19 protein-coding genes are annotated in these 16,867 nt (G+C 70.9%); 10 read left to right on the forward strand and 9 right to left on the reverse strand.

Going from position 1 to position 16,867, the window contains the following annotated elements:
• Positions 1-48: 48 nt before the first annotated feature.
• The 4 genes from nth to ACZ63E_RS03690 are packed head-to-tail and all read left to right on the forward strand — an operon-like array spanning position 49 to position 3,212.
• Positions 49-732, forward strand: a complete 684-nt coding sequence (gene nth / locus ACZ63E_RS03675) for an endonuclease III (RefSeq protein WP_465334364.1) — start codon at positions 49-51, stop codon at positions 730-732.
• Positions 729-1,328 carry a TlpA family protein disulfide reductase gene (locus ACZ63E_RS03680; protein WP_465334020.1) on the forward strand — a complete coding sequence of 200 codons (600 nt, stop codon included), beginning with the start codon at positions 729-731 and terminating at the stop codon, positions 1,326-1,328. The genes nth and ACZ63E_RS03680 overlap by 4 nt, the downstream gene beginning before the upstream one ends.
• Positions 1,325-2,023, forward strand: coding sequence for an NUDIX hydrolase (locus ACZ63E_RS03685; RefSeq protein ID WP_465334022.1), 699 nt, complete (start codon positions 1,325-1,327; stop codon positions 2,021-2,023). The genes ACZ63E_RS03680 and ACZ63E_RS03685 overlap by 4 nt, the downstream gene beginning before the upstream one ends.
• Positions 2,024-2,027: 4 nt before the next feature.
• Positions 2,028-3,212, forward strand: a complete 1,185-nt coding sequence (locus ACZ63E_RS03690; protein WP_465334024.1) for a MarP family serine protease — start codon at positions 2,028-2,030, stop codon at positions 3,210-3,212.
• Here ACZ63E_RS03690 and ACZ63E_RS03695 read toward each other — a convergent pair.
• A complete protein-coding gene (locus tag ACZ63E_RS03695; protein WP_465334025.1) occupies positions 3,209-4,093 on the reverse strand; it encodes a GntR family transcriptional regulator in 885 nt (294 codons plus the stop codon). The two genes, ACZ63E_RS03690 and ACZ63E_RS03695, sit on opposite strands and share 4 nt — an antisense overlap.
• A 108-nt stretch (positions 4,094-4,201) precedes the next feature.
• On the opposite strand from ACZ63E_RS03695, the gene ACZ63E_RS03700 reads away from it, so the two are divergent.
• Positions 4,202-5,290, forward strand: coding sequence for an FAD-dependent oxidoreductase (locus tag ACZ63E_RS03700; protein ID WP_465334026.1), 1,089 nt, complete (start codon positions 4,202-4,204; stop codon positions 5,288-5,290).
• Here the strand turns inward: ACZ63E_RS03700 and ACZ63E_RS03705 are convergent.
• Genes ACZ63E_RS03705 through nhaA form a run of 3 tightly spaced genes read right to left on the reverse strand, consistent with a single transcriptional unit; the run spans position 5,277 to position 7,941 of the window.
• On the reverse strand, positions 5,277-6,203 hold the full coding sequence (locus tag ACZ63E_RS03705; RefSeq protein WP_465334027.1) for an alpha/beta fold hydrolase: 927 nt from the start codon (positions 6,201-6,203) through the stop codon (positions 5,277-5,279). The genes ACZ63E_RS03700 and ACZ63E_RS03705 overlap by 14 nt on opposite strands.
• A gap of 5 nt (positions 6,204-6,208) precedes the next feature.
• Entirely contained in the window at positions 6,209-6,703 is a 495-nt protein-coding gene (locus ACZ63E_RS03710) for a phage holin family protein (protein WP_465301214.1), read from the reverse strand.
• Positions 6,704-6,762: 59 nt separating this feature from the next.
• Positions 6,763-7,941 (reverse strand): Na+/H+ antiporter NhaA, encoded by a 1,179-nt coding sequence (gene nhaA / locus ACZ63E_RS03715; RefSeq protein WP_465334029.1) that lies wholly within the window; start codon positions 7,939-7,941, stop codon positions 6,763-6,765.
• A gap of 186 nt (positions 7,942-8,127) precedes the next feature.
• On the opposite strand from nhaA, the gene ACZ63E_RS03720 reads away from it, so the two are divergent.
• Positions 8,128-9,585: a peptide MFS transporter gene (locus tag ACZ63E_RS03720; protein ID WP_465334030.1), complete on the forward strand. Its 1,458-nt coding sequence runs from the start codon at positions 8,128-8,130 to the stop codon at positions 9,583-9,585.
• Here ACZ63E_RS03720 and ACZ63E_RS03725 read toward each other — a convergent pair.
• Complete coding sequence (locus ACZ63E_RS03725) at positions 9,582-10,304, reverse strand: VIT1/CCC1 transporter family protein (protein WP_465301220.1); 723 nt, start codon at positions 10,302-10,304, stop codon at positions 9,582-9,584. The genes ACZ63E_RS03720 and ACZ63E_RS03725 overlap by 4 nt on opposite strands.
• A 129-nt stretch (positions 10,305-10,433) precedes the next feature.
• Between ACZ63E_RS03725 and ACZ63E_RS03730 the strand changes: the two genes are divergently transcribed.
• Positions 10,434-10,775 carry a cupin domain-containing protein gene (locus ACZ63E_RS03730; protein ID WP_465334032.1) on the forward strand — a complete coding sequence of 114 codons (342 nt, stop codon included), beginning with the start codon at positions 10,434-10,436 and terminating at the stop codon, positions 10,773-10,775.
• 55 nt (positions 10,776-10,830) lie between these two features.
• On the forward strand, positions 10,831-11,055 hold the full coding sequence (locus ACZ63E_RS03735; RefSeq protein WP_465334033.1) for a hypothetical protein: 225 nt from the start codon (positions 10,831-10,833) through the stop codon (positions 11,053-11,055).
• A gap of 173 nt (positions 11,056-11,228) precedes the next feature.
• Here the strand turns inward: ACZ63E_RS03735 and ACZ63E_RS03740 are convergent, their stop codons facing one another.
• The 3 genes from ACZ63E_RS03740 to ACZ63E_RS03750 all read right to left on the reverse strand — a co-directional run bounded on the left by ACZ63E_RS03740 (position 11,229) and on the right by ACZ63E_RS03750 (position 14,538).
• On the reverse strand, positions 11,229-11,711 hold the full coding sequence (locus ACZ63E_RS03740) for a DUF6319 family protein (protein WP_465334035.1): 483 nt from the start codon (positions 11,709-11,711) through the stop codon (positions 11,229-11,231).
• 141 nt (positions 11,712-11,852) lie between these two features.
• Positions 11,853-13,835 carry an acetate--CoA ligase gene (gene acs / locus ACZ63E_RS03745; protein WP_465334036.1) on the reverse strand — a complete coding sequence of 661 codons (1,983 nt, stop codon included), beginning with the start codon at positions 13,833-13,835 and terminating at the stop codon, positions 11,853-11,855.
• Between the two features lie 100 nt (positions 13,836-13,935).
• Entirely contained in the window at positions 13,936-14,538 is a 603-nt protein-coding gene (locus ACZ63E_RS03750; RefSeq protein ID WP_465334037.1) for a GNAT family N-acetyltransferase, read from the reverse strand.
• A 114-nt stretch (positions 14,539-14,652) separates the two neighbouring features.
• On the opposite strand from ACZ63E_RS03750, the gene ACZ63E_RS03755 reads away from it, so the two are divergent.
• Both ACZ63E_RS03755 and ACZ63E_RS03760 read left to right on the forward strand, forming a co-directional pair.
• Positions 14,653-15,150, forward strand: a complete 498-nt coding sequence (locus tag ACZ63E_RS03755) for a phosphoribosyltransferase (RefSeq protein ID WP_465301230.1) — start codon at positions 14,653-14,655, stop codon at positions 15,148-15,150.
• Positions 15,147-15,869, forward strand: coding sequence for a Fic family protein (locus ACZ63E_RS03760; RefSeq protein WP_465334039.1), 723 nt, complete (start codon positions 15,147-15,149; stop codon positions 15,867-15,869). Before ACZ63E_RS03755 ends, ACZ63E_RS03760 begins: the two co-directional genes overlap by 4 nt.
• 51 nt (positions 15,870-15,920) lie before the next feature.
• Here ACZ63E_RS03760 and ACZ63E_RS03765 read toward each other — a convergent pair whose 3' ends face one another.
• Positions 15,921-16,850 (reverse strand): N-acetylmuramic acid 6-phosphate etherase, encoded by a 930-nt coding sequence (locus ACZ63E_RS03765; RefSeq protein WP_465301234.1) that lies wholly within the window; start codon positions 16,848-16,850, stop codon positions 15,921-15,923.
• Between the last annotated feature and the right edge of the window lie 17 nt (positions 16,851-16,867).

Consider the following 16,867-nt stretch of genomic DNA (forward strand, 5'->3'; position numbering starts at 1 on the left):
GAGGGCGCTGGTGAAAGCCGGTTAGCTCTGGTGAGACGCGCCAGGCGGATGAAGCGTTGCCTCGACGACGTGTATCCCGACGCCCACTGCGAGCTCGACTTCACCACGCCACTGGAACTGCTGGTCGCGGTCGTGCTGTCCGCGCAGACCACCGACGTGCGGGTGAACCTCGTCACGCCGGCGCTGTTCCAGCGCTACAAGACCGCCGCCGACTACGCGGGCGCCGACCGCACCGAGCTGGAGGAGTACCTCCGGAGCACCGGCTTCTACCGGGCCAAGGCGAACTCCGTGATGGGGCTCGGCGCGGCGCTGGTCGAACGCTTCGGCGGCGAGGTGCCGGCGAAGCTGACCGACCTCGTCACGCTGCCCGGCGTCGGCCGCAAGACCGCCAACGTCGTGCTCGGGAACGCCTTCGACGTCCCGGGCATCACCGTCGACACCCACTTCGGCCGGCTGGTCCGGCGCTGGGGCTGGACGGCGGAGGACGACCCGGTCAAGGTCGAGCACGCGGTCGGCGAGCTGATCCCCCGCAAGGAGTGGACGATGCTCTCCCACCGGGTGATCTTCCACGGCCGCCGCGTCTGCCACGCCAAGAAGCCCGCCTGCGGAGCCTGCCCACTGGCCCGGGACTGCCCGTCGTACGGCACCGGCCCGACCGGGTTCGAGGAAGCCGCGAAACTGGTCAAGGGTGTCGAAAAGGACCACATCCTGGCGCTGGCGGCGCCCCGGTGACAACCGTCACCAAATGGGCGCTGGCCGCCGCCGTGGTGGCGGTGGCGCTGATCGTCGCGCTGCTGCCCCGCGGGGGTGACGCCCCGGCCGCGAAACCGGCCGCGGACCTCGCTCCGGCGCGGTCCGCGGCGGCGCTCCAGCCCTGCCCGGCGTCCGGGCCCGCCCAGCCGGTCAAGCAGCTCGACGGCGTCAAGGCGGACTGCCTCGGCGACGGCGCGAGCGTCGACGTCGGGCGTGCGCTGGCCGGGGCTCCGGTGCTGGTCAACGTGTGGGCGTCGTGGTGCCAGCCGTGCCGGACCGAGCTGCCCGTGCTCCAGGACTACGCGAAGCAGCCCGGCGCGGTGCGCGTGCTCGGCGTCCAGGTGCAGAGCCCGGCCGAGGACGGGTTGAACCTCCTGGCGAAGCTGGGCGTGCACCTACCGTCGGTGTTCGACGGGGACGGGCCGGCCGGGCCGGTCCGCGCGGCTCTGAAGGTGCCGCCGCGGCTCCCGGTGTCCTACCTGGTCACCGCGGCTGGCGAGGTGCGGTTCATCGCGAACCCGCCGACGTTCGGGAACACTGACCAGGTGCGCGTGGCAGTCGAGGGGGCATCGTGATCGGACCACTGGTCGAGCCGGAGTCGGTGCCCGAGTGGCTCCGGCCGCTCGTGAAGGTGAGCGCCGAAGTCGATTCGAAGACGTTCACGCGGTTCAGCCCGCCCGAAGACGCCTACACGCGCCCGGCCGCCGTGCTCATCCTCCTCGGCGAACGCGAGGCCGACGGCGAGCCGGACGTCCTCCTGCAACGCCGGGCCGACACGCTGGGCTCGCACGCCGGCCAGGTCGCCTTCCCGGGCGGCGGCGCCGAGGACGGTGACGGCGGGCCCGTCGGCACCGCGCTGCGCGAGGCCGAGGAAGAAACCGGGGTCGTCCCGGCCGGCGTCCGCCCGGTCGCGGTGCTGCCCGAGCTGTTCGTCCCCGTGTCCGGGTTCGCCGTGACGCCGGTGCTGGCGCACTGGGCGGAGCCGTCGCCGGTGCACGCGGTGGACCCGGCCGAGACGGCGTCGGTCGCGCGCGTCGCCATCGCCGATCTGGTCGACCCGGCGAACCGGTTCATGATCCAGAAGGCCGGCATGCCGTGGAAGGGCCCGGCCTTCGAGGTCGGCGGCCTGTTCGTCTGGGGGTTCACCGCCGGGTTGCTGTCCGTCCTCCTCGGCCTGGGAGGCTGGGAGCGCGAATGGGACTCCGGCGACGTCCGGGATCTCGACGAGGCGCTGGCTGCGTTCCAGGCGCGATTGCAAGGCGGGGAGTGACGACGTGAACTGGGTCGATGTGCTGGTGCTGCTGCTGGCCGTGCTGGCGGCGGTGTCCGGCGCATACCAGGGGGTGATCGTCGCGCTGCCGTCGCTGGTCGGCGTGGTGCTCGGCGCCATCGCCGGGATCAAGCTCGCGCCGGTGGTCGTCTCGTTCTTCGACGACCCGGTGTGGAAGGTCGCCTTCGCGGTCGCGACCGTGGTGTTCCTGGTCGCGTTCGGCGAGGCGATCGGCGTCTACGTCGGCCGCAAGCTGCGGCAGAAGATCAACCCGGACAAGCTCTCCGGCATCGACAAGACCCTCGGCGCGATCGTGCAGGCCGTGGTCGTCTTCGTGGTCGCGTGGCTGATCGCGACCCCGCTGACCACCGTGTCCGGCCTGCCCGGGCTGGCCAAGGCGATCAACAACTCGGTGGTGCTCGGCAAGGTCAACGACACCATGCCGGAGGCCGCCCAGGGCTTCCCGAGCCAGCTGCGCAAGCTGCTCGACGCGTCCGGCTTCCCGTCCATCATGGACCCGTTCGAGAAGGCCCCGACGGCGGACACGTCCCCGCCCGACCCGGCGCTGCAGACCAGCGCGACCGTCCAGCAGCTGCACGGCAGTGTGGTCAAGATCCGCGGCAGCGCCAGCTCGTGCTCCCGCTCGCTGGAGGGCAGCGGGTTCGTGATCGCGCCGCAGCGGGTGATGACGAACGCGCACGTCGTGGCGGGCACCGACACCGTCGGCATCGAGACGACGCAGGGCGACTACCCGGCGCGTGTCGTCTACTTCGACCCCGAGGTCGACATCGCCGTGCTCGCCGTGCCGCGGCTGCGGGCCCCGGCGCTGCAGTTCGCGGCCGAGACGGCCCGGGCGAGCGACAGCGCCATCGTGCTCGGCTACCCGCTCGACGGCCCCTACCGCGCGACGCCGGCCCGCGTGCGCGGCCGGATCAACCTGCGCGGCCCGGACATCTACGAGGCGAACACCGTGCAGCGGGACGTCTTCACGGTCCGCGCCGAGATCCGCAGCGGCAACTCGGGCGGCCCGATGGTGACCCCGGACGGCCGGGTCATCGGCGTCGTCTTCGGGGCGGCGGTCGAGGACCCCGAAACCGGGTTCACGCTGACGGCCGAGCAGGTGCGGGCCGAGGTCGACGCGGCGCCGTCGCAGACGACGAACGTCTCCACCGGTTCCTGCGCCGCCTAACGCCGGTACCGCAGCGCGAGGCCGTCCAGCAGGGCCCGCATCCCGGACTCGAAGACGTCGTCGAGGACGAGGTCGTACCCGGTCTCGCCCAGCTCGGTCAGCATCTTCGCGAAGACCGGGTGGCCGTCGACCATGGTGCCGATTGCCGGCGCCTGGTGGTCCATCCACTGCTCCTCGGAGAGCCCGGACGCGGCCTGCGCGTGCTGCTCGCGCTCGAGGTGGATCGCCAGGCCCTGGATCTGGCTGAAGAACAGGACGTGCAGGTCGCACAGCGTCGCCGCGTCGACGTCGAACTCGGACAGCGCCGACAGCGCCCACTCGGCGTGCGTCGCGAGGCCGCGCAGCGGCAGCGGCCGGGTGAGCGGCGCGAGCTGGGCCAGCCACGGGTGCCGCCGGTAGAGCGACCAGAGCGTCCGGCCGCCGAGTGTCAGCCGTTCGCGCCAGCCCCCGGACGGAATCGCGGGGTAGCCGCGCTCGCCGTACGCCGCGTCGGCCATCAGCAGCACGAGCTGGTCCTTGCCGCTCACGTACCGGTACGGCGCCATGGCCGCGACGCCGAGGCGGGCGGCGACCGCGCGCATCGAGAGCGTGGCCAGGCCTTCCGCGTCGGCGATGTCGATCGCCGTGCGGACGATCCGGTCGCGCGTCAGCCCCCGGTGACCGCCCCCGCGGCGGTCCCGCTCGGCGACCACTGTGCCGGACCGCGGCTCCGCGCGCACCACGCCTTCCTGGCCGAGCAGGGCCAACGCCTTGGCCGCGGTCGCCGGCGCGACGCCGTGGTCGGTCGCGAGCCGCCGGGTCGAGGGCACCCGCGCGCCCGGTGGGAGCTCGCCGCGCGTGATGCGGCCACGCAGGTCGTCGGCGATGGCGGTGTACTTCACGGCGTCTCCTGACCTAGGACAGCTGGCAATCTGTGCTAGTACAGATCTGGCCTTCGAGCTGCGTCGACTCCAGTGTGGTGCGGGCAAGCGTACGACTCTGGAGGAAAGATGCGAAACGTGCTGATCTCGGGGGCCGGCGTCGCCGGCCTGACCACGGCCTGGTTCCTGGCGCGCCAGGGCTTCGCCGTGACGGTCGTGGAGCGCGCGCCCGGTCCGCGGCGCGGCGGCCAGGCGATCGACGTGCGCGGGGCCGCGCTCGAGGTCGTCGACCGGATGGGCCTCGGTGACCGGCTGCGCGCCCGGCGGACGCGGATGCGCGGGATGTCCGTGGTGGACGGCGACGGCCAGGAGCTGTTCCGCTCGGAGGAGTTCACCTACAGCAGCGGACGGCTCGACAGCGACGACTTCGAGGTGCTCCGCGACGACGTCGTCGACATCCTGCGCGAGGCGACCGACGCCGAGTACGTCTTCGGCGACTCGATCACGGCGTTGACCGAGGAGCCGCACGGTGTGCGCGTCGAGTTCGAGCACGCCGGCTTCCGGACGTTCGACCTCGTCGTCGGCGCCGACGGCCTGCACTCGGCCGTGCGGCGGCTGGCCTTCGGGCCGGAGGAGCGGTTCAGCAGGCACCTCGGCCAGTACCTGGCGATCTTCCCGGCGCCGAACTTCCTCGGGCTGGAGGACTGGCAGGTCTGGTTCCGGCACGAGGAGACCGGCGGGGTCGCCTACCCGGTGCGGGACAACACCGAGCTGCGCGTGACCCTCGGTTTCGGGTCGGACCCGCTGCCCCGGCTGGACGTCGAGAGCCAGAAACGGCTCGTCACCGAGCGGCTGGGCGGGGTCGGCTGGGAGGTGCCGAAGCTGCTCGAGGCGATGGCCGGAGCGGACGTCTTCTACTTCGACGCCATGGCGCAGATCCACCTGGACCGCTGGTCGGCGGGCCGGGTCGCGCTGGTCGGCGACTCGGGCTACTGCGCGTCGGCGCTGTCCGGCCAGGGCACGAGCCTGGCGCTGGTCGGCGCGTACCTCCTCGCGCAGGAGCTGGGCCGCTCGGAGCACGAAGAAGCCTTCGCGGCTTACGAGCGTCGGATGCGGCCATTCGTCGCGCTCAACCAGGCGCTGGCGACGGAAAACCCGACCGGTGGCCCGGCGGAGGAGTCCGTGGCGCAGGCGAAGAACGCCGTCACGCTCGACTGAGGAAGTTCGCCAGGGCCGTCGACGTGCGGTCCGGAACCTCGAGGTGGGGGAAGTGCCCGACGCCCGGCCAGACCTCCGGTTCGGGGTGCGGGCCCGCCCAGCGGACCGACGACGTCGCCGTCTCGGGCAGGATGCAGGTGTCGTCGGCGCCGTGCAGCTGCAGGGTCGGCGCCGTGATCCGGGTGGCGACGGCGTCGGTGAAGCGGCGGCCCTCCCCGCGGAACTGCGCGCGGAACGCCCAGCGGTAGTACTCGAGCGCGCTGTGCGCGACCCCGGGCACGAGCATCGCCTGCCGGAAGGCCCCGACGCTCTCGGTGAAGTCCGAAGTGGACTGCCAGGCACGGCCGGCCCACCCGGCGAAGAGGTCCTCGACGGCCTGGGCGTCGTTCTTCACCAGCCACTTCTCCGGCGCCATCGGCACCTGGAAGCGGAAGAGGTGCCCGGCCGCGCGGCCCTGGCCACCCCACGGGCGGGCCGCGCCGGACCGCAGGGCGAGCGGGTGGGCCGCGCCGATCGCCGTCACCGACGAGACGAGCCGCGGGTGCAGCGAGGCGACGGTCCAGGCGAGCATGCCGCCCCACGCGTGCCCGACGAGGTGCGCGCGGCGCGCGCCGAGGGACTTGACCAGCCCGCCGACGTCACCGGCGAGCGTCCACGCGTCGTACCCGCGGGGCGGCTTGTCCGAGTCGCCGTACCCGCGCAGGTCGACGGCGACCGCGCGGAACCCGGCGTCGGCCAGGGCCCGCAGCTGGTGGTGCCAGGTCCACCAGAACTCGGCGAAGCCGTGCAGCAGCACCACGACCGGGCCGTCCCCGAGCTCGGCGACGTGCAGCCGGATGCCGTTCGCGGACACGTCGCGGTGCGCCCACGGGCCGTCGAGCCGGACGGTCGACGGATCGGGGGACGCGGCCAACGAACTCAGTCGCGCGTGGTGGTCAAGTCGGCGTCGGGCGCCTTCTGCGGCTTGAGCGCGGCGGCGGTCTCCTTGACGCTGGCGATGGTCCGCTCCGGCGCCTTGAACTTCTTCACCTTGCGGTAGCCCAGGAACCCGGCCGCGCCCGCGACCAGCAGCATCAGGACGAACACGATCCCGAAGGCGATCCAGCGGTAGCGCAGCCACTGGGCCAGCCCCTCGGCCGCGAAGAAGAACAGGAAGAAGGTGCTGTACAGGAAGACCGTCAGCGCGATCAGGAAGTAGACGGCGCCCTTGAGGCCCTTCTTCACCTCGCCGACCAGCTCGGACTTCGCGAGCTCCATCTCGGCCCTGACCAGGGTCGAGATGTGCTGGGTCGCGTCGCCGACGAGCCTGCCGATCGACTGGTCGCCGGGGATGTCGGAGTCGGAGGACAGCGGGAGGTAAGGCACGGCCCCCACGCCGTCGGGGCCGATGCGTTCGTGCTTGGGGCTGCTCACCGGGTCATCGTGCCATGACGCCCCGGAGCGGGCGCGGCGGAGTCCGCGAGTGTCGGCGATCAATCCGCCTGGGCATGCACCCGGCTGCGCCGCACGAGCAACGCGGCCGCGAGCAGGGAGGCGATCCCGGACGCGATCAGCACCGCGGCCTTGGCCAGTTCGCCCGCCTCGGCCGGCAGCGCGAGGTCGGCGATCAGCAGGCTGACGGTGAACCCGACCCCGCCGAGCACGGACAGCGCGCCCAGGTCGCGCCAGCCCATCCCGTGCGGCTTTTCGGCGAGCTTGAGGCGCACGGCGAGCAGGCTCGCGCCGAGGATCCCGACCACCTTGCCGACCAGCAGCCCGGCGAGCACCGCGAGCGGCAACGCCGTCGTGAACACCTCGCCGAGCGCGTCACCGCTGACCGAGATCCCGGCCGCGAAGAGGGCGAACACCGGCACGGCCACCGCGGCCGACCACGGCTGCAGCCGGTGCTCGAGCCGCAACGCGGGCGCTTCGGCCTCGCCTTCGTCGGGGCGGACGCGAGTGAGCAGGCCCAGCGCGACCCCGGCGATCGTCGCGTGGACGCCCGCCGAGTGCACCGCGACCCAGGTGACGAGCGCGAGCGGCACGTACAGCCACGGCGTCCGGACCCGCCGATGCTGCAGGTACGCGTACAGCGCGAGGGCCACCACGGCGACGGCCACCGCGACGAGGTCGAAGCCGGTCGTGAAGACCACGGCGATGACGATGATCGCGCCGAGGTCGTCGACGACGGCCAGCGACAGCAGGAAGACCCGCGCGCTCGAGGGCAGGTTCGACGCGGTCAGCGCGAGCACGCCGAGCGCGAACGCGATGTCCGTGGCGACCGGGATCGCCCAGGCCCGGTCGATGCCCGGCGTCCCCCAGCCGACGCCCAGCGCGACGAGCGCGGGCACGACCATGCCGCCGACCGCGGCCACGACCGGCAGGATCGCCTGCTTGAACCGCGACAGCTCGCCGATGACGAGCTCGCGCTTGAGCTCCAGCCCGGCGACGAAGAAGAACAGGGCGAGCAGGCCGTCCTTGGCCCAGTCGCCGAGCGTCAGGTTCAGGTGCAGGAACTCCGGGCCGAGCCGGAAGTCGCGCAGCGCGTGGTAGCTGTCGCGCAGCGGGGAGTTGGCCCAGACCAGGGCGACGGCGGTCGCGGCGAGCAGGATGAGGCCGCCGGTGGTTTCGGTGCGCAGGTAGCGCGCGAACTCGCTCAACGGTCGGGACACGGCAGCTCCAGGGGTCGCTGATCACTGTTGCCGACCAGGCTTCCCGGCGCACCTTGGCGAAATTTTAACGTCTCTTTGTCACGGACCGTTATGGCCACCGCCACATCGGGTGCCGGTGGTGGGTCACACGGTGTGCTCATAGCATGCCAAGCGACAACGAAGTCCGAGACAAAGGAAGACAGAGTTGTGAGCACCTCCACCGAGGTCCAGCAGGACACGAGGTTCTTCGGGCACCCACGAGGGCTGGCGAACCTCTTCGGCGTCGAGATGTGGGAGCGCTTCTCCTACTACGGGATGCTCGGCATCCTGCCGATCTACCTGTACTACAAGGTCGAACAGGGCGGGCTGGGCCTGGCGCAGGAGTCCGCGCTCGGCATCGTCGGCGCGTACGGCGGCCTGGTGTACCTGTCCGCCGTCATCGGCGCCTGGGTCGCCGACCGGCTGCTCGGCTCCGAACGGACGCTGTTCTACAGCGCCGTGCTGATCATGATCGGCCACATCAGCCTGGCGCTGCTGCCGGGCCTGACCGGGATCGGCGTCGGTCTCGTGTGCGTCGCGGTCGGCAGTGGCGGGCTGAAGTCCAACGCGACGGCGATCGTCGGCACGCTCTACGCCGAAGGCGACGAGCGCCGCGACGCCGGCTTCACGATCTTCTACATGGGCGTCAACCTCGGCGGGTTCGTCGGGCCGCTGCTGACCGGGCTCGCGCAGACGGAGGTCGGCTTCCACCTCGGCTTCGGCCTCGCCGCGATCGGCATGGCGCTCGGCCTGGGCCAGTACACGCTCGGCCGCAAGAACCTCGGCGACAAGGCCAGGGAGGTGCCGAACCCGCTGCCGTCGTCGCAGCGCCTGCTGGCCGTCGGCGCCGCCGTCCTGCTGGTCGCCGCGATCCTGGTGCTGGTCATGACCGGCGTCGTGAACCCGGGCAACCTCGCCGACGTCGTCGTCATCGTGGTCGGCGTGATCTCGGTGATCTACTTCCTCGTCATCCTGACCAGCCGCAAGATCACCTCGGACGAGCGCAGCCGGGTCTTTTCGTTCATCCCGATGTTCATCGCCAGCGCGGTGTTCTTCTCGCTGTACCAGCAGCAGTTCACGGTCGTCGCGGCCTACACCGACCAGCGGCTGAACCGGAACCTGTTCGGCTGGGAGCTGCCGGTGCCCTGGGTCAACTCGATCAATCCGGTGTTCATCATCGTGTTCGCGCCGGTGCTGGCGGCGCTGTGGACGAAGCTCGGCGAGCGCCAGCCGTCGACGCCGATGAAGTTCGTCCTCGGCACGGTGCTGATGGGCGCGGCGTTCCTGTTGTTCCTGCCGATGGTCGGCAGCGGCAAGAACGCGAGCCCGATGCTCGCGCTGGTCGGCATCCTGTTCGTCTTCACGATCGCCGAGCTGTGCCTGTCGCCGGTCGGGCTGTCGCTGTCGACGAAGCTCGCGCCGGCGGCGTTCCGGACGCAGATGGTGGCGCTGAACTTCCTGTCGATCTCGTTCGGCACCGCGATGTCCGGCAAGCTCGCCGAGTACTACTCCGTCGACGACGAGGCGCCGTACTTCAGCACGGTCGGCGGCGTCGCGATCGGTGTCGGCATCCTGCTGTTCCTGGGCATCCCGTTCATCCGCAAGCTGATGAAGGGCGTGCACTAGCCCACGGTGACACCGAAGATCACCCCGACGAAGTAGGTCACCACCATCGTGAGGGCGCCGACCCCGACGTTGCGCAGGATCGCGCGCCCCACGTGCGCGTCGCCGAGCCTCGCGCTGACCCACCCGGTCAGCGTGAGGCCGACGACGACCGCGGCCGCGCACGCCCACACCCGCAGGGAGACGCCGGCCCAGGCGATGGACAGGATCGGCAGCAGCGCGCCGACGGAGAACGCGATCAGCGACGCCCACGCGGCCTGCCACGGGCTCGTCAGGTTGTCCGGGTTGATGCCGAGCTCGGCCTCGGCGTGCGCGTGGAGGGCGTCCTTTTCGGTCAGTTCGCGGGCGACCTGGCTCGCCAGATCGGGCGAAAGGCCCTTTTCTTCGTAAATGCCGGCGAGCTCGCGCTCCTCGGCCTCCGGCATCGTCTTCAGTTCCTGCTTTTCCAGCCGGAGCAGCGCCTGCTCGGTGTCGCGCTGGGTGCTCACGGACACGTATTCCCCGCCGGCCATGGAAAAGGCTCCCGCGACGAGCCCGGCGATGCCGGCGGTGAGGATCGTGGTGCTCTCGGTGGTCGCGCCGGCAACGCCGACGACGATCCCGGCGACCGACACGATCCCGTCGTTCGCCCCGAGCACCCCGGCCCGCAACCAGTTCAGCTTCCCGCCCAGGTCTTCGTGCGGCTCGTGGGCGTGCTGCACGGCGGTGTCGGTGTCGGTCACGGAAACCAGTGAAACACGAACGGAGAATCGTGGCGAGACCTCCGATTTGGGTCAGGTTCGCCTAAATAACGCGTGCCTTGCCTAACTCGGTCCTGTGTGGACTCAGCGGTTCTGGGTCATCATGGCGGTATGGACGAGCAAGTGTGGCAGCCGCTGGTGACGGTCGAGGGCCTGCCGCTCCACGGCGGCGAAGGCCGGTTCCGCCTGCTGGAGACGGCGTCGAGCGGCCTGGCGTACCTGATCCACTACCCGGCGGGCGTGGCATCCCCAACCCACGCGCACGACCACGACTCGATCGTCTACGTCCTGTCCGGCAAACTCCGCGGCGCGGTGGACGGCGTCGAGGCGGTGCTGGAGCCGGGGGATTCGGTGCTGCACCCCCGCGGGGTGGACCACCACGTGGAGGCCCTGACGGACGCCATGTGGGTGGAGTTCAAGTCGCCCCTGCCGGGCCGCCCGCCGATCGCCTGAGCCGAAGATGCAGCCGAGTGACCGACCCGAGCCCACCCGCGCCGAGGTGCGGAAGGTGCTCGAAGACCTCGTGGCCGGGACCCTCGCCCCTGCCGACGCGTCCGACTGGGCGAACCCGTGGATCACGGAAGAGGCGGGTGAAGTCCAAGACGAGCTGGTATGGGACCTGATCGGCGCGTTGTGGGGCGCGGACTCGGCCATCGGCCAGGGTGAGTACCTCTACGGACCGCTGGACTTCCAAGCGTGGCTGGACGACTTCAACACCCGCGCAGAGGGCTGACCGCACCCCTCACGGGGTGAGTCGACCCTCCAGACACACGTGTCGACCCTCTGATCACGCGTGTCGACCCTTCAAGCACGCGTGTCAACCCTCCAGACACGCGAGCCACCCCCGGAAAAGCGAAACGCCCGGCCCCGCGGAACGCGGAACCGGGCGCTTCTACCAGTAAAGCCTCAGCCGTCCAGCTCGGCGAGGGCCTGCTTGGCCTTCTCGAGCTCGGCCTCCAGCGCGGCGACCTTCGCGGCCTGCGCTTCGCGGGCCTGGTTGATCACCTCGTCGATCGGGCCGGACAGGTCGGAGTGCAGCTCCTTCGCCGCGCGCGACACCGCGGCGGCGGGGATCTCCAGGCCCTTCGCAACCCACTTCGAGCCGTTCTTCAGCTCGGCCTGCCACTCGCCGTCGGCCGTGCCGGTGACGGTCAGGATCAGCTCGACCGTGCGGGTCTTCTTCGCCGTCGACGCGGTCGCCGCACCCTTCGGGCGGCCGCGCTTGGGCTTGGGGGCCTCCTCGGCGGCGGGCTCGGCCGGGGCCGAGTCCTCCGGAGAAGAGGTGGACGCGGACTCGGTGACGGTCGTCGCCTCGTCAGTGGCAACGGCGGGCGCCTCAGGGGTAGCCGAAGCCGTTTCCTCGTCGTGCGTCAGGACATCCACGGTCATCGTCGTGTCGTCTCCTTGCCCGGGAAGGGGGTGTGGTTTGCGGCACAGTGTAGAACATGCGTTCGACGCGCGCCGCGCGGGGTGTCATGACAGAGCCCTCCCGGCGCGAAGCCGGAAGGGCTCTGTCATGAAGACGCTAGCTCACTCCTCGGACTTGCCCGACTGCAGGCCCGACGAGATCAGGTCCATCACCGACGAGTCGGCCAGCGTGGTGACGTCGCCGACCTGCCGGTTCTCCGCGACGTCACGCAGGAGCCGGCGCATGATCTTGCCCGAGCGCGTCTTCGGCAGCTCCGGCACGACCATGATCTGCCGCGGCTTCGCGATCGGCCCGATCTCCTTCGCGACGTGGTTGCGCAGCGCCTGGATGGCCTCTTCACCACCGTCGACGGCGTTGCCGCGGAGGATCACGAACGCGACGATGCCCTGCCCGGTCGTCGGGTCGGTCGCGCCGACGACCGCGGCCTCGGCCACCGTCGGGTGCGAAACCAGCGCCGACTCGACCTCGGTCGTCGAGATGCGGTGGCCGGACACGTTCATCACGTCGTCGACACGGCCGAGCAGCCAGATGTCGCCGTCGTTGTCGTACTTCGCGCCGTCACCGGCGAAGTAGAAGCCCTGGTCCTTGAAACGCGACCAGTAGGTGTCGCGGAAGCGCTCCTCGTCGCCCCAGATCCCGCGCAGCATCGACGGCCACGGCTGGTCGAGCACCAGGTACCCGCCACCGCCGTGCCCGACCTCGGTGCCGGTGTCGTCGACGACCTTCGCCGAGATGCCCGGCAGCGCCTTCTGCGCCGAACCCGGCTTGGTCGACGTGACGCCCGGCAGCGGCGAGATCATGATCGCGCCGGTTTCGGTCTGCCACCACGTGTCGACGATCGGCGCCTGGCCCGCTCCGATGTTCTCGCGATACCAGATCCACGCCTCGGGGTTGATCGGCTCGCCGACCGAGCCCAGCACGCGCAGCGACGACAGGTCGTACTTCTCCGGGATTTCCGCGCCCCACTTCATGAACGTGCGGATCAGCGTCGGCGCGGTGTAGTAGATGGAGACCTTGTGCTTCTGGATGATCTCCCAGTGCCGGCCCTCGTGCGGGGTGTTCGGCGTACCTTCGTAGACGACCTGCGTGACGCGGTTCGCGAGCGGGCCGTAGACGATGTAGCTGTGGCCGGTGATCCAGCCGATGTCGGCGGTGCACCAGTAGACGTCTTCGCCGGCCTTGTGGTCGAAGACGTTGTGGTGCGTGTACGCCGTCTGCGTCAGGTAGCCGCCGGAGGTGTGCAGGATGCCCTTCGGCTTCCCGGTCGTCCCGGACGTGTAGAGGATGAAAAGCGGGTGCTCGCTGTCGAAGGCTTCGGGAGTGTGCTCTTCGGACTGTCCGTCGACGAGCTCGTGCCACCAGAGGTCACGGCCGTCGGTCCACGGGACGTCACCCTCGAGCTGGTCTCCGGTGCGCCGCACGACGATGACCTTCTCGACGCTTTCGGCGCCTTCGAGCGCTTCGTCGACGTTCGCCTTCATCGGCGCGGCCTTGCCGCGGCGGAACTGGCCGTCGGAGGTGATCACGACCTTCGCGGCGGCGTCGTCGACGCGGGCGCGCAGCGCGGTCGGGGAGAAGCCGCCGAAGACGACGCTGTGCAGCGCGCCGATCCGGGCGCACGCGAGCATCGCGAAGATGGCCTCGGGGACCATCTGCAGCTGGATCGCCACGACGTCGCCGGCGGTGACGCCCAGCGACAGCAGGGCGTTGGCGGCCCGGGAGACCTCGGTCTTCAGCTCGGCGTAGGTGATGTCCCGGGTGTCACCCGGCTCGCCGACCCAGTGGATCGCGACCTGCTCGCCGTGGCCGGACTCGACGTGCCGGTCGACGCAGTTGTACGCGACGTTCAGCTTGCCGCCGACGAACCACTTCGCGAACGGCGCATTGGTCCAGTCCAGTACCGTGGTCCACTTCGTGTCCCACGTCAGCCGCTCCGCCTGCTTGGCCCAGAAGGCTTCACGATCGGCGTCCGCCTCGGCGTAGAGGTCGGCCTTCGCGTTGGCCTGGCCGGCGAATTCGTCGCTGGGCGGGAAGGTGCGGCTCTCGGTGAGCAGGTTGTCCAGGGCTGGGGACTGCTCGGTCATGGTTGCAAGGCCTCCTGTAGTGCGCCGACATGACGGCTAGCGGCACGCTAGCGACGTTAGTCCGCCTTGTAAAAGGTTGCACCCACGTAGCACGGCCGTTTCACCGAGGCAGGCGAGTTCCGGTGACTAAGCGTTCGTTCAGCCGCGCCTTCGCCGCCGGCCACTCCGGCGCCAGCATCGAATAGGTGACGGTGTCGCGCGAGGACCCGTCCGGCCGGATCCGGTGCGCGCGCAGAATGCCTTCGCGAAGCGCGCCAAGCCGTTCGATGGCGCGTTGCGAGCGCAGGTTGCGGATGTCGGTCTCCCAGGAAACCCGTTGCGCGTCAAGGGTTTCGAACGCGTGCGTGAGCAGCAGCAGCTTCGACTCGGTGTTCAGCCCGGTGCGCTGCCAGTCCGCGCCGATCCAGGTGTGCCCGATCGAGAGGATCCGGTGCTGCTCGACGACCTGGTAGTACGACGTCGTCCCGGCGACCCGCCCGGAGGTGACGTCGATCTGCGCGAACGCCCGGCGCGCGGGGTCGGCGAGCGCCTGCTCGACCATCCGCTCCGCCGCCGGAAGATCCCCCGGCTGCCGGATGCTCAGCCACGCCCAGATGCCCGGGTCGGCGCCCGCTTCGAGCAGGCCCCTGGCGTGCTCGCGCGCCAGCGGTTCGAGGCGGACGTGCTCGCCGGCCAGGGTGGGTTGTCCGTTCCAGTCGCTCACGTGATCATCGTAGGTTCGGCATTGGCTTTCCCTGATAGCCAATTTCCGAGCATCTCCAGGGGCCACTTCGGCGTTGCCTAAACTCGGCTGAACCACGACGAAAGGGCGAGTTCGATGGCCGAAGAGCGGGAAGAGCTGAGCTGGGAGCTGTTCGGCACGGCGAGCCGTGAACTGGCTCACACCATCGCCGACGACGGCTTCGCGCCGGACCTCGTCCTGTCCATCGCCCGCGGCGGCCTCTTCGTCGCCGGCGCGCTCGGGTACGCGCTCGACGTGAAGAACCTCCACGTGATGAACGTCGAGTTCTACACCGGCGTCGACCAGCGCCTCGACCTGCCGGTGATGCTGCCGCCGGTGCCCAACGTCGTCGACCTCACGAGCAAGAAGGTGCTGATCGCCGACGACGTCGCCGACACCGGCGCCACGCTCAAGCTGGTTCGCGACTTCTGCCTCGACCACGTCGCCGAGGTCCGCTCGGCCGTCGTCTACGAAAAGCCGCACTCGACGGTCAAGTGCGAGTACGTCTGGCGGTACACCGACAAGTGGATCAACTTCCCGTGGTCGGTGCTGCCGCCCGTGGTCAAGCGCGAAGGACAGGTTCTCGACGCATGAACGACCCGCTGAAGCCCCTGCTCGACCTCGAAGGCGTCGCGGCGGCGGCGAAGTCCGCGCAGGACGCCGTGTTCGCGGTGCACCGCCTCCCGGCCAACCTCCGCGGCGGCGCGGCGACGGCGGCGGAAGCCTCGGTGCGGGCGGCGCGCGCGTCCGCCGGGATCGAGGGCGCGAACCCGGAGCTGCCCGCCGACGGCGCGGTCGGCGACCCGGTCCTGGCCGGCGCGCTGCGGGTCGCGGAGACGCTGGAGACGCTGCTGCCGACGTGGCGGCGCGCGCCGATGCAGGCCCTGGCGCGGCTGCACGTGCTCGCCGCGGCGGACCTCGTCAGCGACCCGGATGCCTTGGGGCGCCCGCATTCCGGCGGTGGCCGCCTGGAGCTGCTGGCCCAGCTCGTGACCGGCGCGACGTCGGTGCCGGGGCCGGTACTGACGGCGGTCGTGCACGGGGAACTGTTGGCGCTCAAGCCTTTCGGCAGCGCGGACGGCGTCGTCGCCCGTGCTGCGGCCCGGCTGACGATGGTCGCGACGGGGCTCGACCCGAAAGCGCTGAGCGTTCCCGAGGTCGCCTTTTTCCGGCGGGTGCCGCGGTATCTCGAGACCGCGGAAGGGTTCGCGAGCGGGACGCCCGAAGGCGTCCGCGCGTGGCTGCTGTTCTGTTGCGAAGCGTTCGAATCGGGCGCGCGCGAAGCGAAGAGCATCTCCGACGCGGCGTCCTGACCGCTCCCACTCGCGGCGCGAAGCCCGCGCCGCGAGTCCTCGCCGTCCGCGTCAGCCGGCGCGCACGTGCACCAGGTCGAGCGCCTTGCGGACGTGCCCGCCGGAGACGTGCAGCGCCTTCGCCGCACTCTTGACGTCTTCCCCGGAGAGCAAGTGCACCAGCGCCACCTTGAGGTCGCCCCCGGCCTCGGTCAGCGCGTCCGAGCACTCCGCCATCGTCATGCCGGTGGCTTCCTGCAGGATCCGGATGGTCCGGCCGCGCAGCTTCGCGTTGGTGGCCCGCATGCTGACCATCAGGTTGGAGTAGGTCCGGCCCAGCTTGATCATCGTCGCGGTGGAGAACGACGTGAGGATCATCTTCTGCGCCGTGCCCGCCTTCATCCGGGTCGAGCCGGCGATCGCCTCCGGGCCGGTGTCGACGGCGATGAGCACGTCGACCCCCGCCGGCTTGGCGGCCTTCGGGTTGCCCGACACCAGGCCGGTGTGGGCGCCCTGGCGCTGAGCCGCCAGCAGCGCGCCCAAGACGTACGGCGTCCTGCCCGACGCCGTCAGCCCCAGCACGAAGTCGCCCGGCTGGACCATGGCCGCCATCTCGGCGGCGCCGGCCCCGTCGTCGTCCTCCGCGTTTTCGACGGCTTGGCGCAGCGCGCGCTCGCCGCCGGCGTGGTGCGCGATGAACCAGTCCGCCGGCACGTTGAACGTCGGCACCAGCTCGGCCGCGTCCAGCGTCGCCAGACGACCGGACGTCCCCGCGCCGACGTAGTGCACCCGGCCGCCGGCCCGCAGGGCGTCGACCGCGTAGTCCACCGCGCGCGCCACCTGGGGCAGCACGGCGGCGACGGCGCCGGCGACCGTGCGGTCTTCGGCGTTGATCGCGCCCAGGATCCCCGCGGTGGACATCAGGTCGATGTCCGTGGTGCGGGGGTTGCGGGTCTCGGTCGGCGAATCGACGTGCACCGCCTGCGTGGGGACGGTCATCATGCGCCTCACATCTTCGA

This window comes from Amycolatopsis sp. NPDC104819, from assembly GCF_055583145.1.